Consider the following 18974-nt stretch of genomic DNA (forward strand, 5'->3'; position numbering starts at 1 on the left):
TCGAACCTCTGCACATCGTCCCGGCCGGCTAGGACCGGGACAGTCATCCGTCTTGTGCTTCAGATCTCATAAGAGAACCGAAAGCCGTCCAAGACGGTGAAGCTGACATCTCATCATCGGCCGAAGCCTAGAGACGCGATACACAGACGTTGATCCATCGAAATGAACCCGTGACCGCCCGCATATCTCTTCAGATACTCGCGATGTCAAAGAGCCAACGGAAGAACATCAAAACCAGGCGCCCTAACTCGCGGCGCCCCGCCCTGCCTCATCTTCCGAAGCCCAGCAGCACCTCAGCGCCGCCGGTGAGGGGCTATCTAGGGATGGGGGCTGCGAGTCGCAACAGCAAAAATGCCGGTTCGTCGAAAAAACTTCATCTGCCCGGATCGCGAGCCGGGACAAGCCCGGCTTCGGCCTTGCATGATGGGGGTTCGGGCGCGCGTCGCCCGCCCTCTAGAGGCTGCGTTCGAGGATGGCGCAGAGCGTGGCGTCGTCGAGATCGTGCGGATTGCCCTTCATCGAGGAGCTGGTCCGCGACTCGGCGGCGAGTTCGGGAATCGCGTCGGCGGTCACGCCCATCGCGCCAAGCCGCGGCAGGCCCCAGCCGTCGATCCGCGCGGCCAGCAGGTCGGGCGCGTCGCCCGCCCCGCCCAGCGCGGCGCGCAGCCAGCCCTCGACCTCGTCGTAGCGCGACAGGTCGGCCCCTGCCCGCCCGGCCGCCGCGCGGTTGGCGCGCAGCACCTCCGGCAAAAGCCGGCCGCAAAGCGCGCCATGCGCCGCGCCGGTGCGCCCGCCGAGCACGCCCGCGAAGCCGTGCACCGCGCCGAGGCCGGCATTGGCCAGCGCCAGACCGCCCGCGAGGCTGGTGAAGGCCAGATCGCCGCGCGCGGCCGGATCCTCACCCTGCATCAGCCGCGCCAGCGCCTGCAGCCCGCGCGGGATCGCGGCGCGGCAGATCGCGTCGGTGAGCGGGTTGGCGCGGCGCGACAGGTAGGGCTCGATCACCTGCGTCACGGCATCGAGGCCGGAGGCGAGAGTGACGGCGCGCGGCGCGTCGTCGGTCAGAGCCGGGTCGACGATCGCGAGGTCGGCCAGCATCCGGTCGTCGCGCAGGCTGACCTTGCGGCCGTGATCGGGCAGCGCGATCACCGCGTTCTTGGTGACCTCCGCCCCGGTGCCGGCGGTGGAGGGCAAGGCGATGAAGGGCAAGGGCGGCGCCTCGAGCGGGCGCCCCTCCCCCACCACCTCGAGATGGGCGAGCGCGCCGCGCGGGGCGGGGACCAGAGCGGCCACCGCCTTGCCGAGATCGAGGACCGAGCCGCCGCCGACGGCCACGACGACCTCGGCCCCCGCCTCCCGGGCCTGCGCCACGGCCGCTTCGAGCTGCGGCAGCGTCGGCTCGCCCTTCGCCCGAATCTCGACCACCTCCGCGCCGCCCGCGCGCAGATCTTCGGCGAGCCGGTCGGCGAAGGCGACCGAGCCGCCGCGGACCAGAACGACGCGACCTCCATGCGCCCGAACGGCCGCGGCGGCCTCGGCGGCGCGGCCGCGGCCGAAGGCGATGCGCCCGACGGTCAGGAAGTCGAAGCCGGTCATGCCTGCTGGGCCGCGGCCACCGCGCGCTTCCACGCGGCGTAGCGCTCTTCGCGGGCGCTCTCCTCCATGGCCGGCGCGAAGTTGCGCTCGAGCTTCCAGGCCTTCGCGAAGCCGTCCATGTCCGGGTAGAGCCCGGCCTCCTGGCCGGCGAGCCAGGCCACGCCCAGCGCGGTGGTCTCGGTGATCTCGGGCCGGTCGACCGGCGCGCCGATGATGTCGGCCAGGAACTGCATGGTCCAGTCGCTGGCGCTCATGCCGCCGTCGACGCGCAGCGTCGCGCGCTCGGCCTCGCCCCGCCAGTCGGCGCGCATCGCCTCGAGCAGGTCGCGGGTCTGGTAGCCGACGCTCTCCAGCGCGGCGCGCGCGAACTCCTTCGGGCCGGAGTTGCGGGTCAGGCCGAAGACGGCGCCCCGGCACTCGGCGTTCCAGTAGGGCGCGCCGAGCCCGGTGAAGGCCGGCACCATGACCACGCGCTGCGTGTCGTCGGAGGCCTCGGCCATGGCCTGTGTCTCGGAGGCCTTGGAGATCAGCCCTAGCCCGTCGCGCAGCCACTGCACCACGGCGCCGGCGATGAAGATCGAGCCCTCGAGCGCGTAGGTCGGCTTGCCGTCGAACTGGTAGGCGACGGTGGTCAGCAGCCGGTTCTCGGAGCGCACCGGCGTGTCGCCGGTGTTCAGCAGCGCGAAGCAGCCGGTGCCGTAGGTGGATTTCAGCATGCCGGGCGCGAAGCAGGCCTGGCCGAGCGTCGCCGCCTGCTGGTCGCCCGCGACGCCGAGGATCGGGATCTCGGCCCCGAGATGTTCGGCCGCGGCCGTGCCGAAGGCGGCGGCGCAGTCCTTCACCTCGGGCAACATCTCCATCGGGATGTCGAGCATGCCGCAGATGGTGCTGCTCCAGCAGCCCTTGTGGATGTCGTAGAGCATGGTGCGGCAGGCATTGGTCGCGTCGGTGACATGCGCCCGCCCGCCCGTGAGGTTCCAGATCAGCCAGCTGTCGACCGTGCCGAACATGAGCTCGCCCCGGCGGGCGCGGTCGCGCGCGCCATCGACATGGTCGAGGATCCACTTGAGCTTGGTGCCGGAGAAATAGGGGTCGATGATCAGGCCGGTCTTGGCGGTGACGGTCTCCTCCTCGCCGCGCTCGCGCCAGTCGCGGCAGAACTGGGCGGTGCGCCGGTCCTGCCAGACGATGGCGTTGTGCACCGGCCGGCCGGTGTCGCGCTCCCAGACCAGCGTGGTCTCGCGTTGGTTGGTGATGCCGATGCCGGCGATGTCGGCCGCCGCGAGCCCCGCGCGCTCCAGCGCCTCGCGGCAGACGCGCAGCGTGCAGCCCCACAGGTCGTCCGGGTCGTGCTCGACCCAGCCGCTGTCGGGGTAGTGCTGCGGAAACTCCTCCTGCGCCACCGCGACGATCTTCATGTCGCCGTCGAAGAGAATGGCGCGGCTCGACGTGGTGCCCTGGTCGATGGCGAGGATGTGGGTCATCGGTCCCTCTTGATGTCTGAAGCCGCGGGCGGGGGATCCCGCCCGCGGCGATGCTTCGGTCCGGTCGGACGCTAGGTGCTGCGGATCACTGCTGCCAGGACTGGATCAGCTCCTCGTAGGCGATGGTCTGCGGCTCCTCGTCCTCGTTGTCGAGCTTGGCCTTCGGCGCGCCCGGCTGGTCGAGCCAGTATTGCGGGTCCTGCTCCTCGTTCATGACCGGGCCGAGATCGCCCTGGATGCCGGCGCGCTCGAGCCGCTCGAGCACCTGCTCCTGCTGCTCGCAGAGGCTGTCGAGGGCTTCCTGCGCGGTCTTGGCGCCCGAGGACGCGTCACCGATGTTCTGCCACCAGAGCTGCGCGAGCTTGGGGTAGTCCGGCACGTTGGTGCCCGTGGGCGACCAGCGCACGCGGGCCGGCGAGCGGTAGAACTCGACCAGGCCACCCAGCGAGGGCGCACGCTCGGTGAAGCTCTCGTGGTCGATGGTCGACTCGCGGATGAAGGTCAGGCCGGCGTGGCTCTTCTCGACATCGACGGTCATCGAGGTGACGAACTGGGCGTAGAGCCAGGCCGCCTTGGCGCGGTCCACCGGGGTGGATTCCATCAGCGTCCAGGAACCCGCGTCCTGGTAGCCGACCTTCATGCCCTCTTCCCAGTAGACGCCGTGCGGGCTGGGCGCCATGCGCCATTTCGGGCTGCCGTCCTCGTTCAGCACGGCGCGCGCGCCCTCGTTCACCATGTCGGCGGTGAAGGCGGTGTACCAGAACATCTGCTGCGCGATCTGGCCCTGGGCCGGGATCGGGCCGGACTCCGAGAAGGTCATGCCCGCGGCGGCCGGCGGCGCGTAGTTCTGCAGCCAGTCGGTGTATTTCTCGATCGCGTAGACGGCGGCCGGCGAGTTCGTCGCACCGCCGCGATCGACGCAGGAGCCGACGGGCTGGCTGTTCTCGTTGACGCGGATGCCCCATTCGTCGACCGGGATGCCGTTCGGCTCGCCGACGTCGCCCATGCCGGCCATCGACATCCAGGCGTCGGTGAAGCGCCAGCCGAGCGAGGGGTCCTTCTTGCCGTAATCCATGTGGCCGAAGACCTCGCCCTCGACGCCCATGTGGCTCATGTCGCGGCCGGTGAAGAAGGCGGCGATGTCCTCATAGGCCGACCAGTTGACCGGGACGCCCAGCGGGTAGCCGTACTCGGCCTCGAAATCCGCCATGTTCTTCTCGTCCGAGAACCAGTCCTGGCGGAACCAGTAGAGGTTGGCGAACTGCTGGTCGGGCAGCTGGTAGAGCTTGCCGTCCGGGCCGGTGGTGAACTCGAGCCCGATGAAGTCGTCGAGGTTGAGGTTGGGGTTGGTGACGTCGGCGCCCTCGCCCTCCATCCAGTCGGACAGGTTGCGCGCCTGCTGGTAGCGCCAATGCGTGCCGATCAGGTCGCTGTCGTTGATGTAGGCGTCGTAGATGTTCTCGCCCGACTGCATCTGGGTCTGCAGCTTCTCGACCACGTCGCCCTCGCCGATCAGGTCGTGGGTGACGTTGATGCCGGTGATCGCGGAGAAGGCCGGGGCCAGCACGTTGGCCTCGTACTCATGCGTGGTGATGGTCTCCGACACCACGTTGATGTCCATCCCGGCGAAGGGCTGGGCGGCGTCGACGAACCACTGCATCTCGGCCTCCTGCTCCTCGCGCGTGAGGGCGGAGCGCTCGATCTCCTCGTCGAGGAACTGGATCGCGGCCTCCATGTCGGCCATGGCGGGGCCGGCGAAGAGGCCGAGCGCGAGGCCCAGCGCGGTGGTGGACTTGTAGATCGGGTTCATTGGTTTCCTCCCTGAAACGAACCTCTTATACCCGGCGCCACCCTCCCCGGCGGCGCCGATACCGTTACACCCAGCGAAACACCGCCGCGGCGAAGACGAGACAGACGACGAGCGCCCAGTACTGCGCGGCGTCGACCAGGCCGAGCCAGGCCAGGTTGATGAAGGCCGAGCCCAGCAGCGTGATGAAGAGCCGGTCGCCGCGCGTGGTCTCGATGCCCAGCGCGCCGGTGCGCGGGGTCTCGGGGAACCGCGCCGCGAGCAGGGTGAAGATCACCAGCAGCGCGGCGATCGTGCCGAAGAAGATCGCGGTCGGGACCGTCCAGGCCATCCATGCCATGTCGTCTCTCCTCTCAGACGCGGCCCAGGGCGAAGCCCTTGGCGATGTAGTTGCGCACAAACCAGATCACGAGCGCGCCCGGCACGATGGTCAGCACGCCCGCCGCCGCCAGCACGCCCCAGTCGAGGCCCGAGGCGCTCACCGTGCGGGTCATGGTCGCGGCGATCGGCTTGGCGTCCACCGAGGTGAGCGTGCGCGACAGCAGCAGCTCGACCCAGGAGAACATGAAGCAGAAGAAGGCGGCCACGCCGATCCCGCTCGCGATCAGCGGCATGAAGATCTTCACGAAGAAGCGCGGGAAGGAATAGCCGTCGATATAGGCGGTCTCGTCGATCTCGCGCGGCACGCCGCGCATGAAGCCCTCGAGGATCCAGACCGCCAGCGGCACGTTGAACAGGCAGTGCGCCAGCGCCACGGCGATATGGGTGTCGAACAGGCCCACCGAGGAATAAAGCTGGAAGAAGGGCAGCGCGAAGACCGCGGGCGGCGCCATGCGGTTGGTCAGCAGCCAGAAGAACAGGTGCTTGTCGCCCAGGAACGAGTAGCGCGAGAAGGCGTAGGCCGCCGGCAGCGCCACCGCCACCGAGATCACCGTGTTCAGCACCACGTAGATCAGCGAGTTGACGTAGCCCATGTACCAGCTGGGATCGGTCAGGATCTTCGCGTAATTGGCCAGCGTCAGGTTCTGCGGCCAGAGCGAGAAGGCCCCGAGGATCTCGGTGTTGGTCTTCAGGCTCATGTTCAGCAGCCAGTAGATCGGCAGCATCAGGAAGATGAGATAGAGCGCCATCACCACGGCCGAGCCGTTGGGCCGGAACCGGCGGCGGGTGCGGGCCCGCGGCTCGGCGGCCGAGACGTCGCCCGGGATCGAGGCGGCGCCGGGGGCGGAAGTCGCGTCGGTCATCACCGGCCCTCCCTTTTGTCGAGATTGGTCATCACGGTGTAGAACACCCAGGAGATCAGCAGGATCACCAGGAAGTACATGATCGAGAAGGCCGCCGCCGGGCCGAGGTCGAACTGCCCCAGCGCCATCTTCACCAGGTCGATCGACAGGAAGGTGGTGGCGTTGCCCGGACCGCCGCCGGTGACGACGAAGGGCTCGGTGTAGATCATGAAGCTGTCCATGAACCGCAGCAGGATCGCGATCATCAGCACGCCCGCCATCTTCGGCAGCTCGATGTAGCGGAACACCGACCAGCGGCTGGCCTGGTCGATCTTGGCCGCCTGGTAATAGGCGTCGGGGATCGACTGCAGGCCGGCATAGGCCAGGAGCGCCACCAGCGAGGTCCAGTGCCAGACATCCATGACGATGACGGTGGCCCAGGCGGCGACGAAGTCCTGCGTGTAGTTGTAGGAGATGCCGAGCTTGTCGAGCGTGTAGCCCAGAAGCCCGATGTCGACCCGGCCGAAGATCTGCCAGATCGTGCCGACCACGTTCCACGGGATCAGCAGCGGCAGCGACATCAGAACCAGGCAGAACGAGGCCCAGAACCCCTTCTTGGGCATGTTCAGCGCCACGAAGATGCCCAGCGGCACCTCGATGGCGAGGATGATGCCCGAGAAGATCAGCTGCCGGCCCAGCGCGTTCCACATCCGCTCGCTCTCGAGCATCTGCTCGAACCAGTCGAGCCCGGCCCAGAAGAAGACGTTGTTGCCGAAGGTGTCCTGCACCGAGTAGTTCACCACGGTCATCAGCGGGATCACCGCCGAGAAGGCGACCAGCACCAGCACCGGCAGCACCAGGAACCAGGCCTTCTGGTTGACGGTCTTGTTCATCAGGCGGCCCTCCCCTGCGCCCGCTCCGGCGCCACGCGCCAGTCGTCGGAATAGACGTTGATCGCCTCCGGCTCGAAGCGCAGCCGGTCGGCCCCGGCGGGCACCGGCTGGCCCTCGTCGAGAATGGCGTTGGCCACCGTGCCGCCGACATCGAGCCGGACGATCTTGTGGCGGCCGACATCCTCGACCCGCAGCACGCGGGCCGGCACGCCCTCGCCTCCCGCCTCGAGCCGCACGAATTCGGGCCGCACGCCGATCTGCGACCGCCCGCCCACCGGGGCGTAGCTCGCGCCCAGCGCCACCTCGGCGCCGTTCAGCCGCGCCGTGCCGCCCGAGATCTCGGCGTCGAACAGGTTCATGCCGGGCGAGCCGATGAAGAAGCCGACGAAGGTGTGCTCGGGCCGCTCGAACAGCTCCTGCGGCGTGCCGATCTGCACCACGCGGCCGTCATGCATCACCACCACCTTGTCGGCGAAGGTCAGCGCCTCGGTCTGGTCGTGGGTGACGTAGATCATGGTGTGGCCGAAATCGTGGTGCAGCTGCTTGAGCTGCGTCCTGAGCTCCCACTTCATGTGCGGGTCGATCACGGTGAGCGGCTCGTCGAACAAAAGCGCGTTGACGTCCTCGCGCACCATGCCGCGGCCCAAGGAGATCTTCTGCTTGGCGTCGGCGGTCAGCCCGCGCGCCTTGCGCCGGAGCTGGTCCTCCATGCCGATCATCGCCGCGATCGCGTTCACCCGCTCGGAGATGTAGGCCGGGTCGGCGCCGCGGTTCTTGAGCGGGAAGGCGAGGTTCTCGCCCACGGTCATGGTGTCGTAGACCACCGGGAACTGGAACACCTGCGCGATGTTGCGCTCGGCCGTGGGCGCGTCGGTGACGTCGCGGCCGTCGAACAGGATGCGCCCGCGCGAGGGGCGCAACAGCCCCGAGATGATGTTCAGGAGCGTGGACTTGCCGCAGCCCGAGGCGCCCAGGAGCGCGTAGGCCTCGCCGTCGACCCAGTCGTGGTTGAGCTCCTTCAGCGCCCAGTCGTCGTCCTTCGCGGGCTGCGCCAGGTAGGAATGCGCGAGGTTGTCGAGCGTGATCTTGGCCATGTCAGGCGGCCTCCACGTAGGATGCGGGCGCGACCAGGTCGCCGTCGCGCGAGAAGACGTAGACATGCGCCGGGTCGATATAGGCCTTGAGCGGCTGGCCGGGGCGCAGGTCGCGCACGCCGTGCACGAGGCCGACCCAGCGCTCGCCGTGATGGTCGAGATGCACGAAGGTCTCCGAGCCGGTGATCTCGGTCACCGCGAGCGTGGTCTCGAACAGGATGTCCTCGGGGTCGCCGCGCTCCAGCTCCACGTGGTTGGGCCGGAAGCCGGCGCTGTAGGCGCCGTCGCTCAGGCCGGCGAGCGCGCCCGAGGCGGGCACCTCGCGGCCGCCGTCGAGCCGCAGGCTCGCGCCGCGCTTCTCGAAGCCGAGGAAGTTCATCGGCGGGTCGGAGAAGACCCGCGCCGTGGTGGCGTCGACGGGCTTGCGGTAGACCTCGGGCGTCGGGCCGAACTGGGTGACGCGGCCCTCCCAGAGCGTGGCGCAATGGCCGCCCAAGAGCAGCGCCTCCTCGGGCTCGGTGGTGGCGTAGACGAAGATCGAGCCGGATTCCTCGAAGATCTTCGGGATCTCGGCGCGCAGCTCCTCGCGCAGCTTGTAGTCGAGATTGGCCAGCGGCTCGTCCAGAAGCACGAGGCCCGCATCCTTGACCAGCGCCCGCGCCAGCGCGCAGCGCTGCTGCTGGCCGCCCGACAGCTCGAGCGGCTTGCGCTCGAGCATCGGCGAAAGCTTCATCATCTCGGCCGCCTTGCGGACCGCGCGGTCGATCTCCTCGCGCGGCCGTCCCGAGATCCGCATCGGCGAGGCGATGTTGTCGTAGACGGTCATCGACGGGTAGTTGATGAACTGCTGGTAGACCATGGCGACGCCGCGATCCTGCACGCGCACGCCGGTCACGTCCTCGCCGTTCCACAGCACGCGGCCGGTCGAGGGCTGGTCGAGCCCCGCCATCAGCCGCATCAGCGTGGTCTTGCCCGACAGGGTCGGGCCCAGCAGCACGTTCATCGTGCCGTTCTGCAAGGTGAGGTCGGTGCGGTGGATATGGGTCTGCCCCTCCACCCGCTTCGACACGCCCTCAAGCGTCAGCGTCATGTTTCTCCTCCCCGGTGCCGCGCGCCTCCTCCTCAGGCGTGCCGCGCGGCCCTCTCTCCCTGCATCCATTCGTCGAGCGCGGCGACCTGCTCCCTCGTCAGCCGCAGCCCAAGCTTCGATCTGCGCCAGACCACATCCTGTGCGGTCCGAGCGTATTCCTTTTCCCTGAGCCAGGCGACCTCGGCCTCGGTCAGCGTCGCGCCGAAATCGCGGCCGAGATCGGCGGCCTCCTTGGCGTCGCCCAGGATCGCGCGCGCCTCGGTGCCGTAGGCCCGCACCAGCCGCCGCGCCCAGCGCCGGTCGAGGAACGGGTGCTCGGCCTCCAGCCGCTCGATCAGCGCCTGCACGCCGTCGACGGGAAAATCGCCGCCCGGCAGCGCGACGCCGGCGGTCCAGGCGCCCTTCTGCGTCTCGAAGAACGGCACGATCTTCTCCAGCGCGCTCTCGGCGAGGCGGCGATAGGTGGTGATCTTGCCGCCGAACACGTTGAGCACCGGCGCGCCGCCGGTCGCGTCGACCTTGAGCGTGTAGTCACGCGTCGCCGCCGTGGCGGAACTCGCCCCGTCGTCATAGAGCGGGCGCACGCCGGAATAGGTCCAGACGATGTCGTCGCGGGTCACCGGCTTCTCGAAATATTCGCTCGCGAAGCGGCAGAGATACTCCTGCTCCTCGGGCGTGCATTCGGCCGGGGTGGCCGGGTCGGGGTGGTCGGCATCGGTGGTGCCGATCAGCGTGAAATCGGTCTCGTAGGGGATCGCGAAGATGATCCGCCCGTCGGTGCCCTGGAAGAAGTAGCACTTGTCGTGGTCGAACAGCCGCTCGGTGACGATGTGGCTGCCGCGCACGAGGCGCACGCCCTCGCGCGCCGGCACCTCGATCGCGCCCTTGAGCAGGTCGCCGACCCAAGGACCGCCAGCATTGACCAGCATCCGCGCCCAGTGGGTGCGGCGCGCGCCGGTCTCGCGGTCCTCGACCTCGATCTCCCACAGGTCGCCCGTGCGGGTGGCGCGCAGCACCTTGGTGCGGGTCAGGATCGTGGCGCCGCGCGCTTCGGCGTCGCGGGCGTTGAGCACCACGAGGCGCGAATCCTCGACCCAGCAGTCGGAATACTCGTAGGCGGTCTCGAATTTCGGCTTGAGCGGCGCGCCGGCCGGGTCGCGCTTGAGGTCGACCGTGCGGGTCCCGGGCAGGATCTTCCGGCCGCCGAGATGGTCGTACATAAAGAGGCCGAGCCGGATCAGCCAGGCCGGGCGGCGGCCCTTCATCCAGGGCATCACCGTGTTCAGAAGCTTCGAGGTCGGCGTCTCGCTCTCGAAGCGCATGGAATGATGGTAGGGCAGCACGAAGCGCATCGGCCAGGAGATGTGCGGCATCGCGCGCAGCAGCGTCTCGCGCTCGATCAGCGCCTCGCGCACCAGCCGGAACTCGAAATATTCGAGATAGCGCAGGCCGCCATGGAACAGCTTGGTCGACGAGGACGAGGTCGCCTGCGCGAGATCGTTCATCTCCGCCAGCGTGACCGACAGGCCCCGCCCGGCGGCGTCGCGGGCGATGCCGCAGCCATTGATGCCGCCGCCGATCACGAAGAGATCGGTCACCGCCCCCGATGCCTGCGCTTCCGCCACTGCTTCCGCCACCTGGACCTCCAGCTTTCCGACCCGGCTTTCCGACTTGGGCAAACCTTGGACCCGGGACCGGATTCGCGCAAGCAGAATTTTCGATTCTTTTCGCTTCGAACATCTTCGAACGCGCTCGAACCCCGCCCCGCCGCCGGATCGCGGGGTTCATTCCGGAAATCGCGCAAGGCGCGCCATCGCGACATTCGTTTTGCGCGCGGCGCGTTGCAAATCGCGCATATTCGCGCATAGTGGTCGCAAGCAGGGGAGAGCCGATGTCGCAAAGCTTCCGACAACCCGAGATCCTCGAGATCGCCCGGCGCGAGGGCAAGGTCACGGTCGAGGGGCTGGCCGAGCATTTCGGGGTGACGCTGCAGACCATCCGCCGCGACCTGACAGAGCTGGCCGAGGCCGGCCGGCTCGACCGGGTGCATGGCGGTGCGGTGATCCCCTCGGGCACCGCCAATATCGGCTACGAGCACCGCCGCGGCCTGAACCTGCCCGCCAAGACCGCGATCGCCGCGGCCTGCGCCCGCGACATCCCCGACAATGCCTCGGTGTTTCTCAACATCGGCACCTCGACCGAGGCGGTGGCCCGGTCGCTGCTGCGCCATCGCGGGCTGATGGTGGTGACCAACAACATGAACGTGGCGAACATCCTGGTCGAGAACCCCGATTGCGAGGTGATCGTCACCGGCGGCACGCTCCGGCGCTCGGATGGCGGGCTGGTCGGCTCGCTCACCACGCAGGTGATCGGGCAGTTCAAGTTCGACCTCGCGGTGATCGGCTGCTCGGCGCTCGACGAGGAGGGCGACCTGCTCGACTTCGACATCCAGGAGGTCGGGGTGAGCCAGAGCATCATCCGGCAGTCGCGCCGCACCGCGCTGGTCGCCGACCATTCCAAGTTCCAGCGCAGCGCGCCGGCCCGGATCGCCTCGCTCAGCGAGATCGACCGCTTCTACACCGACCGCCCCCTGCCCGAAGCGCTGGCCCGCGCCTGCGCCGACTGGGGCACGCAGGTCGTCCAGCCCGACTGAGCGCCGCTGGCCAGCACGTCCGCGCCGCGATAGGAGGCGACAGCCGAAGCCGCGGAAACACCCCATGCTCCCGAGACCGCCCCGCGCGCTGCTGCGCACATTCCTCGTCATTGCGCTGGTCGCCGCGGCCGTCGCCGCGGCGCTGTGGCTGCGGGCGCTGTCGCTCGACCTCGCCGCGCAGGGCCGGACGGGCATGGTCGGCTTCGCGACGGCGGGGATGCTGCTGCTCTACGCGCTGCTCCTGGCGCTGCCCTTCGTGCCCGGCGCGGAGATCGGCGCGGCCCTGCTGGTCGCGCATGGCGCGGCGGCGGCGCCCTTCGTCTGGGGCGCGACGCTGCTGGGCCTCGGGCTCGCCTACGCCGCCGGGCGCGCGCTCTCGACGCCCGCGGTCTGCGCTTGGCTCGCGGCGCGCGGCTGGCACCGCCTCGCCGAACTGCTGGAGCCGGTCTCCTCGCCCGAGGCCCGGCTGGCGCAGCTCGAGGCGCGGGCGCCGCGCTGGCTCGGCCAATGGGTGCTGCGGCGGCGCTACCTGCTGCTGGCCGCGCTGCTGAATCTGCCGGGCAACAGCATCCTGGGCGGCGGCGGCGGCATCCTGATGGCGGTCGGCGCAAGCCGCCTGTTCCGGCCGCTGCCGCTCCTGCTGACGCTGGCGCTGGCCACCGCGCCGCTGCCGCTTCTGGTGATGCTGATGGGCCCCGGCCTGATCCGCTGACGAATCCGTCTCGGCCGGGCCCGGACAAGGGCCCCAGACAGACGAAAGGCGCCCAATGGGCGCCTGTTCGGTCGATCAGGTAGGGAAGTGGCGGACTGGGGAGGATTCGAACCCCCGACCCCTTGATTCGTAGTCAAGTACTCTATCCAACTGAGCTACCAGTCCGCTGTAGAGTGAGGCTCATCTACCGCCCGGGATCGGCGGGCGCAAGGGGCCGAAAGCGGGTTTTTCCGAAAAATCGCCCCGCACCCGCCCTGCCGTGGCGGCAGGCTCACTGCGCGGCCGCCGCGGCCGCGCCGGGGGCGCTGCGCGGCAGGCAGATCGCGAACTCGGTGCCGCTCTCGTCCGAGCGCCACAGCTCCAGCCGGCCGCCATGGCCGCGGATCAGCTCGGCCGCGATTGCAAGGCCGAGCCCGGTGCCGCCCTTGGCCACCTTGCCGCGGAAGGCCGAGAACAGGTGCTCGCGCGCCTTGGGCGGCAGGCCCGGCCCGGTATCGGCGACGTGGATCCACCAGGCGTCGTCCTCCTCGCGCGCCGAAAGCGTCACCCGCCCCGCCCCGCCGGTGGCGGCGATGGCCTGTCGCGCGTTGCGCACGAGGTTCGACAGCACGCGGTAGAGCTGCTCGGAATCGGCGCGCAGCGTCAGCCCGGCCGGCACCTCCTCGACGAACTCCACCTGCTCCGCCCCCGTCGCCAGACGCTCGGCATCGACCACGTCGGAGACCAGCTGCGACAGCTCGACCCGCGCCAGCCGCGGCGGCGGCTCCTCGGCGCGGCCGAAGGCCAGCGTCGATTCGCACAGGTTCACCGCCCGGCTGATCGAGCCCACGAGCTTCGGCGCCATGCGCTTGACCAGCGGATCCTCCGAGCTCTCCAGCCGGTCGGCGAAGAGCTGGGCCGAGGTCAGGATGTTGCGCAGGTCGTGGCTGACCTTGGCCACCGCGCCGCCGAGCTGGGCCAGCCGGTCCTTCTGCCGCAGCGCGCCGGTGAGCTGGGTTTCCATCGCCTGCAGCGCGGTCTCGGCCTCGCGCAGCTCGCGCAGGCCCGCGCGCGGCGCGATGATCCGGCGCGCATCCTCGGGCGCGTCGGCATAGCTCTGGATCTGCGCCACCACGCTCTTGATCGGCCGCACGAGGAAGGTCTGCACCGCCGCGAAGAGAAGCGCCGCCGTCACCACCGAGATCACCGCCGAGAGGATCAGGATGCGCAGGCCGTAATCGAGCATCTCGGCGCGCAGGTCGCCCTGCTCCATCGTCACCTCGATCAGCAGCCCGCCCTGCTGCACCGGGTCGCCGATCACCCGGATGATCCGGTTTTCGGGGTCGAACAGCACGTCCATCGCGTCGCGGATCAGCGTCAGCGGCGAGACGCCGCGCAGATCGTGGGTGGCGTGGATCGGCGCCGGGATCGGCGAGGCGAGCGCGAGCTGGCGCACCTCGTCGCGCCTGAGCACGACGTTGAACACGCCGGCATTGTCGAGAAGCTCCGCCTCCAGCTCGGCATCGATGCTGTCGGAGGCCAGAAGCGCGAGCGAGGCGATCTGCGCCCGCTCAAGCCGCAGCTCGAGATAGTCCTGCCGGAACCGCGCAACCGAGGGCACGAAGATCAGCACCTCGGCCAGCATCACGAAGACCGTGGTGAGAATCAGGAATCGGCCGGAGAGCGTGTTCAGCATCAGGTTCCCTTCGCCGCGCGCGCGGCGCCGGATCAGGGCACCCAGCGCTGCACCGTCCGCACGGTTTTCTTCACCCATTCGTTATCAAACAGGCTGGCGCTGAAATAGTTGCCCGCGGCCCTTTTGTTGATTTCACCCAACGTCGGATAGGGCAGCACCGCGCCGGCGATCTTGGAGAGCTTGGTGCCAGACGCGATGGCGATGGCCCAGACGCCGATCAGGTTGCCCGCCTCGGCCCCGAGAATCGTCGCGCCGACGGGCCGGCCCTTCACCGCCATCAGCTTGAGCATCCCCTCGGTGCGGCCCTCCGCGATGGCGCGGTCGTTCTCGTCGAAGCCCGCGCGGATCACCTTCAGCGCGTCGCCATGCACCTCGCGCGCCTGCGCCTCCGTGAGGCCGACCTGCGCGAGGCCGGGGTCGGTGTAGGTGGCCCAGGGCAGATGCGCGGTCTTCGCCTTCGACGGCAGGCCGAACAGGATGGAGCGGATGATGACCCCGGCATGGTAGCCCGCCACATGGGTGAACATCAGCCCGCCCGCGGCGTCGCCCACCGCGTAGACCTTGCGGTTCGACACGGAGCGCAGGTCGTCGCCGACGGTGATGCCCTTCCCGTCATGTTTCACGTGAGCCACGTCGAGCCCGAGTCCGTCGGTCACCACCTCGCGCCCGACCGCGAGCAGCAGGTGGCTGCCCTCGAACCGGCCCTTGGAGGTCTCGACAGTGATCGCACCGGCCTCGCCCGAGACGGAGGTGACCTGCGCCTCCTCCTCGATGCGGATGCCCTCGTCGCGCAGCATCGACAGCAGCTCGCCCGCCAGCTCCGGGTCGTCCTTGCCCAGCGCCTTCGCGCCCTCGATCACCGTGACCTCGCAGCCCAGCCGCCGATGCGCCTGCGCCATCTCGATGCCGATCGGGCCGCCGCCGACCACCAGCAGGTGGCGCGGCTTCTCGCGCAGATCGAAGATGCTCTCGTTTGTCAGGAAAGGCACCTCGCCGATGCCCTCGATCGGCGGCACCAGCGGCCGCGAGCCGGTGGCCAGCACGAAGCGCCGCGCCCGGATCGTGGTGTCGCCGGCCTGCATCTCGTCGGGCGAGGTGAAGCGCGCATGCTCGCGGATCACGGTGACGCCGAAGCCCTCGTAGCGCTCCTGCGAATCGACCGGCGCGATGGCGGCGATGGTGCGCGCGACATGGTCCTTCACCGCGGCGAAGTCGATCTCGGGCTCGGCCGGGGCGATGCCGAGCTTGGCGCCCTTGGTCAGCGCATGCGCCTGCTTGGCCGCGGCGAGCATCGCCTTGGAGGGAACGCAGCCGCTGTTGAGGCAGTCGCCGCCCATCTCGCCCTTCTCGATCAGCACCACCTTCGCGCCCATTTGCGCAGCACCAGCGGCCACGGACAGCCCGCCGGAGCCCGCGCCGATCACGCAGACGTCACACTTGATCAGACTCACAGGGCCTCCTTGCGGCCCTTCACGGCCTTGATGACGAGGGGAAGCGCCGACAGCGCGGCGAGGCCGAGCAGCGGCAGAAGGATATGCGGCTCGAAGACGATGCCGAGATCGGGCGTCTCGCCGGCGGCGAAGACCGCGCCGAGACCGGCGCCGACCGAGGTGAAGACCAGCGCGCCCGGCGCGATGCCGAGGAAGGTGGTGACGACGAAGGGCACGAGGCCCACGCCGACCAGCGCCGGCAGCAGGTTGGCCACGAAGAACGGCACCACCGGCAGCAGTCGCAGCAGGAACAGCATCGACCACTGGTTCTCGTGGATGCCGTCCTTGATCTTCTTCAGACGCCCTTCGGAGGTGTCCATGCCGCGCGACAGCCGGTTGCCCAGCCCCGCGCGCGCGGCGAGGAAGATGAGCACCGCGCCGACCCCGGCCCCCGCGACGTTGAACACAACGCCCGGAAAGGTGCCGAAGAGAAAGCCGCCGGTGAGCGTCGCCACCGTCGCGCCGGGCAGCGAGAAGGCGACGATGACCACGTAGGCCGCCACGAATCCGGCCACCGCGGCGGCGTAGTTCGCGTCGCGCCAGGCCAGCAGCGCCTCGCGGTTGTCGCGCAGGGTCTCGAAGCTGAGCACGTCGCGCAGCACGACTGCCCCGACCAGCGCCACCGCGCCGATCACCAGGATCGGCAGGTAGCGCGCCCAGCCGGGCTTTCGCGCCTCCTCCGATTCGTCCGCGATCTCGATGCTCATCTCCCGCCTCCGCATTGCATGTCCCGACAGACATGCCGTGCCGGGTGCGGCGCGGACAGCCCCCCTCGCGGGGTCTTGATTCCAGCTTCAGGACTGTAACATGGCGCCGCCTTGCGCGAATCCGCGCCACGCCGCGTTGACAGCCCGCGCCCGTCCCCTTATGGCACGGGCTTCGAATGATCCCTGGCCCCTGATCCGGCGAACGGCGGACGGCGCGGCCCCCAGGCATGGAGACAGCGCAATGAAACGCACGTTCCAACCCTCCAACCGTGTCCGCAAGTCGCGTCACGGCTTCCGCGCCCGCATGGCCACCAAGGCCGGCCGGAAGATCATCAACGCCCGCCGCGCGCAGGGCCGCAAGGTGCTCAGCGCCTGATTCCCTTGCCAGAGGCATCGGAACAGACCCCCGTGGCCGGCAGCGATGCCGCCGCGCCGGGGTCTTTCGGCGTGTCCGAGAGCGGCGCGCCGATGGAGAAGCTGCGCAAGCGCCCCGATTTCCTGCGCGCCGCCCGCGCGCTCAGGCAGGGCACGGCCGGCTTCCACCTGCAGGCCCGTCCGCGCGAGGACGGCCATGAGGTCGTGCGCGTGGGCTTCACCTGCTCCAAGAAGGTCGGCAACGCCGTGGCGCGCAACCGCGCCAAGCGGCGTCTGCGCGAGATCGCCCGCAAGGTGCTGCCAGCCAAGGGGCGGCCCGGATGGGACTACGTGCTGATCGGCCGCGCCGAGGCCACGGCGGCGCGCGAGTTCGAGCAGATGCTGCGCGACCTCGACTGGGCGCTGCGCCGCGTCCATTCGCAGAAATGACCCCGCTGGCGCGTCTCTTCGCGCTGCCGGTCCGGGCCTACCGGCTCACCTTCTCGCCGCTGGTCGGCCATGGCTGCCGCTTCCACCCCAGCTGCTCGGCCTACGCGCTCGAGGCGCTGGAGAAGCACGGCGCGTGGCGCGGCGGCTGGCTGACGCTCAGGCGGCTGGCGCGCTGCCACCCCTGGGGCGGCAGCGGCATCGACAACGTCCCCGACTGATCACTGCTCGAGCGCGATGACGCCGCAGGCGATGCGCTCACCCGCCTCGGCATCGGCGTAGTAGGTGTCGGGCTCCATGTGGATGATGATCGCCGAGCCGTCCTCGTCGAACAGCGTGTTCGGCGCGTCGGGCGCCATCGACACCCGGTCGGTGAACATGTCGGCATTCACCTCCATCTCGGCATCGGCGTAGATGTTGGGCATGTCGCCGGCATGCGGCCCCGCCTCGTTCTGGAAGCCGTGCTCGGCGCCGTCGGGGTCGAAATGACCGCCCGCAGCTTGGAAGTCGTCGCCGCAATCGCCGGTCTCGTGGATGTGGAAGCTGTGCCCGCCCTCGGGCAAGTTGGTGATGCCCAGCGTCAGCAGCACGCCGTTCGGCGTCTGGGTCATGGCCACCGTGCCCATGGCGGTGCCGTCGATACCGGTCATCTCGGTCACGGCCTCCTGGGCCAGGGCGGCGCCGGGCAGCGCGGCCAGCGCCGCGCAGATCGTCAGGGTCTTCATGAAAGCCTCCTCGCGGGAATCGTCGGCGGCCCGAGACCGCCCTTCCCGGGGGCAACGATCCCCGTCCCCCCGCGTTCCCGTGACTTTTCTTGCGCGCCGTCTCGTGGCATAGCCCCGCCGTTCCCGCGAAAGGCCCCGGTCATGCTCGACGACGTCGAAGACGACATCCACCCGCTGTTCCACGGCGCGCCCAAGACCACCGAGTTCCGCAAGCTGCGCAAGCGGATCATCCGCGACACGCGCGAGGCGATCGAGACCTACGGCATGGTCGAGCGCGGCGCGCGCTGGCTGGTCTGCCTGTCGGGCGGCAAGGACAGCTACACGCTTCTGGCCGCGCTGACCGAGTTGCAATGGCGCGGCCTGCTGCCGGTCGAGATCCTGGCCTGCAACCTCGACCAGGGCCAGCCGAACTTCCCCGCGACCGTGCTGCCCGAGTTCCTGCAGAAGATGGGCGTGCCGCACCGGATCGAGTACCAGGACACCTATTCCATCGTCATGGACAAGGTGCCGCAGGGCCGGACCATGTGCGCGCTGTGCTCGCGGCTGCGCCGCGCCAACCTCTACCGCATCGCCCGCGAGGAGGGCTGCTCGGCGGTGGTGCTCGGCCATCACCGCGACGACATCCTCGAGACCTTCTTCCTCAACCTGTTCCACGGCGGCAAGATCGCGACCATGCCGCCCAAGCTGGTCAACGACGAGGGCGACCTCTTCCTCTACCGGCCGCTCGCGCATGTCGCCGAGGAGGACTGCGCCCGATTCGCCGCGGCGATGGACTACCCGATCATCCCCTGCGACCTCTGCGGCAGCCAGGACGGGCTGCAGCGCCAGCAGATCAAGCAGCTGCTCGACCAGTGGGAGAAGAACAGCCCCGGCCGCCGGCAGAAGATGTTCACCGCGCTGTCGAACATCCGGCCCAGCCACATGCTCGACCCCAAGCTCAACGATTTCACCGCGCTGATGCGGGCCGTCGGTGCCGACAATTCGAACGAAGACGGACCGCTTCGTTAACACCCTGCCAAGCCCG

The 18974-nt window shown here is 69.4% G+C and carries 19 protein-coding genes and 1 tRNA gene; 6 read left to right on the forward strand and 14 right to left on the reverse strand.

The window, feature by feature from the left end; translation table 11 throughout:
- Positions 1–453: 453 nt before the first annotated feature.
- The 9 genes from BLT43_RS17835 to glpD all read right to left on the reverse strand — a co-directional run bounded on the left by BLT43_RS17835 (position 454) and on the right by glpD (position 10824).
- On the reverse strand, positions 454–1596 hold the full coding sequence (locus BLT43_RS17835) for an iron-containing alcohol dehydrogenase (protein WP_090115111.1): 1143 nt from the start codon (positions 1594–1596) through the stop codon (positions 454–456).
- Positions 1593–3080, reverse strand: coding sequence for a glycerol kinase GlpK (gene glpK, locus BLT43_RS17840; RefSeq protein WP_090115114.1), 1488 nt, complete (start codon positions 3078–3080; stop codon positions 1593–1595). The genes BLT43_RS17835 and glpK overlap by 4 nt, the downstream gene beginning before the upstream one ends.
- A gap of 85 nt (positions 3081–3165) precedes the next feature.
- Positions 3166–4890, reverse strand: a complete 1725-nt coding sequence (locus BLT43_RS17845) for an ABC transporter substrate-binding protein (RefSeq protein WP_090115116.1) — start codon at positions 4888–4890, stop codon at positions 3166–3168.
- A gap of 64 nt (positions 4891–4954) precedes the next feature.
- Positions 4955–5227 (reverse strand): DUF2160 domain-containing protein, encoded by a 273-nt coding sequence (locus BLT43_RS17850; protein ID WP_090115118.1) that lies wholly within the window; start codon positions 5225–5227, stop codon positions 4955–4957.
- Positions 5228–5240: 13 nt separating this feature from the next.
- Positions 5241–6131, reverse strand: coding sequence for a carbohydrate ABC transporter permease (locus tag BLT43_RS17855; protein WP_090115120.1), 891 nt, complete (start codon positions 6129–6131; stop codon positions 5241–5243).
- Positions 6131–7003 (reverse strand): carbohydrate ABC transporter permease, encoded by an 873-nt coding sequence (locus BLT43_RS17860; protein WP_090115122.1) that lies wholly within the window; start codon positions 7001–7003, stop codon positions 6131–6133. The genes BLT43_RS17855 and BLT43_RS17860 overlap by 1 nt, the downstream gene beginning before the upstream one ends.
- Entirely contained in the window at positions 7003–8097 is a 1095-nt protein-coding gene (locus BLT43_RS17865; protein ID WP_090115125.1) for an ABC transporter ATP-binding protein, read from the reverse strand. Before BLT43_RS17865 ends, BLT43_RS17860 begins: the two co-directional genes overlap by 1 nt.
- A gap of 1 nt (position 8098) precedes the next feature.
- Positions 8099–9187, reverse strand: coding sequence for an ABC transporter ATP-binding protein (locus BLT43_RS17870; protein ID WP_090115127.1), 1089 nt, complete (start codon positions 9185–9187; stop codon positions 8099–8101).
- Between the two features lie 32 nt (positions 9188–9219).
- Positions 9220–10824 (reverse strand): glycerol-3-phosphate dehydrogenase, encoded by a 1605-nt coding sequence (gene glpD, locus BLT43_RS17875; protein ID WP_242652354.1) that lies wholly within the window; start codon positions 10822–10824, stop codon positions 9220–9222.
- A gap of 254 nt (positions 10825–11078) precedes the next feature.
- Here glpD and BLT43_RS17880 point away from each other — a divergent pair, with 254 nt between their 5' ends.
- Positions 11079–11840, forward strand: coding sequence for a DeoR/GlpR family DNA-binding transcription regulator (locus BLT43_RS17880; RefSeq protein ID WP_090115131.1), 762 nt, complete (start codon positions 11079–11081; stop codon positions 11838–11840).
- Positions 11841–11904: 64 nt separating this feature from the next.
- Positions 11905–12552: a hypothetical protein gene (locus BLT43_RS17885; protein WP_090115133.1), complete on the forward strand. Its 648-nt coding sequence runs from the start codon at positions 11905–11907 to the stop codon at positions 12550–12552.
- A gap of 88 nt (positions 12553–12640) precedes the next feature.
- Here BLT43_RS17885 and BLT43_RS17890 read toward each other — a convergent pair.
- From BLT43_RS17890 to BLT43_RS17905, 4 genes are all read right to left on the reverse strand, one after another.
- Positions 12641–12717: transfer RNA gene (locus BLT43_RS17890), tRNA-Arg, on the reverse strand.
- 106 nt (positions 12718–12823) lie between these two features.
- A complete protein-coding gene (locus BLT43_RS17895; RefSeq protein WP_090115135.1) occupies positions 12824–14227 on the reverse strand; it encodes a sensor histidine kinase in 1404 nt (467 codons plus the stop codon).
- Positions 14228–14259: 32 nt separating this feature from the next.
- Entirely contained in the window at positions 14260–15678 is a 1419-nt protein-coding gene (locus BLT43_RS17900) for a dihydrolipoyl dehydrogenase family protein (RefSeq protein ID WP_090115137.1), read from the reverse strand.
- A complete protein-coding gene (locus BLT43_RS17905) occupies positions 15675–16424 on the reverse strand; it encodes a TVP38/TMEM64 family protein (protein WP_090115139.1) in 750 nt (249 codons plus the stop codon). Before BLT43_RS17905 ends, BLT43_RS17900 begins: the two co-directional genes overlap by 4 nt.
- A 241-nt stretch (positions 16425–16665) precedes the next feature.
- Between BLT43_RS17905 and rpmH the strand changes: the two genes are divergently transcribed.
- The 3 genes from rpmH (at position 16666) to yidD (ending at position 17446) form a co-directional block, all read left to right on the forward strand.
- Positions 16666–16800 carry a 50S ribosomal protein L34 gene (gene rpmH / locus BLT43_RS17910; RefSeq protein ID WP_017928060.1) on the forward strand — a complete coding sequence of 45 codons (135 nt, stop codon included), beginning with the start codon at positions 16666–16668 and terminating at the stop codon, positions 16798–16800.
- Between the two features lie 92 nt (positions 16801–16892).
- On the forward strand, positions 16893–17228 hold the full coding sequence (gene rnpA / locus BLT43_RS17915) for a ribonuclease P protein component (RefSeq protein ID WP_090115230.1): 336 nt from the start codon (positions 16893–16895) through the stop codon (positions 17226–17228).
- Positions 17225–17446 (forward strand): membrane protein insertion efficiency factor YidD, encoded by a 222-nt coding sequence (yidD, locus tag BLT43_RS17920; RefSeq protein ID WP_090115141.1) that lies wholly within the window; start codon positions 17225–17227, stop codon positions 17444–17446. Before rnpA ends, yidD begins: the two co-directional genes overlap by 4 nt.
- Here the strand turns inward: yidD and BLT43_RS17925 are convergent, their stop codons facing one another.
- Entirely contained in the window at positions 17447–17950 is a 504-nt protein-coding gene (locus BLT43_RS17925) for a superoxide dismutase family protein (protein WP_090115143.1), read from the reverse strand. It abuts the gene before it with no gap.
- Between the two features lie 141 nt (positions 17951–18091).
- Between BLT43_RS17925 and ttcA the strand changes: the two genes are divergently transcribed.
- Positions 18092–18958 carry a tRNA 2-thiocytidine(32) synthetase TtcA gene (ttcA, locus tag BLT43_RS17930; RefSeq protein WP_090115145.1) on the forward strand — a complete coding sequence of 289 codons (867 nt, stop codon included), beginning with the start codon at positions 18092–18094 and terminating at the stop codon, positions 18956–18958.
- Positions 18959–18974: the final 16 nt, after the last annotated feature.

This window comes from Limimaricola pyoseonensis (assembly GCF_900102015.1).
GTDB classification, from domain to species: domain Bacteria; phylum Pseudomonadota; class Alphaproteobacteria; order Rhodobacterales; family Rhodobacteraceae; genus Limimaricola; species Limimaricola pyoseonensis.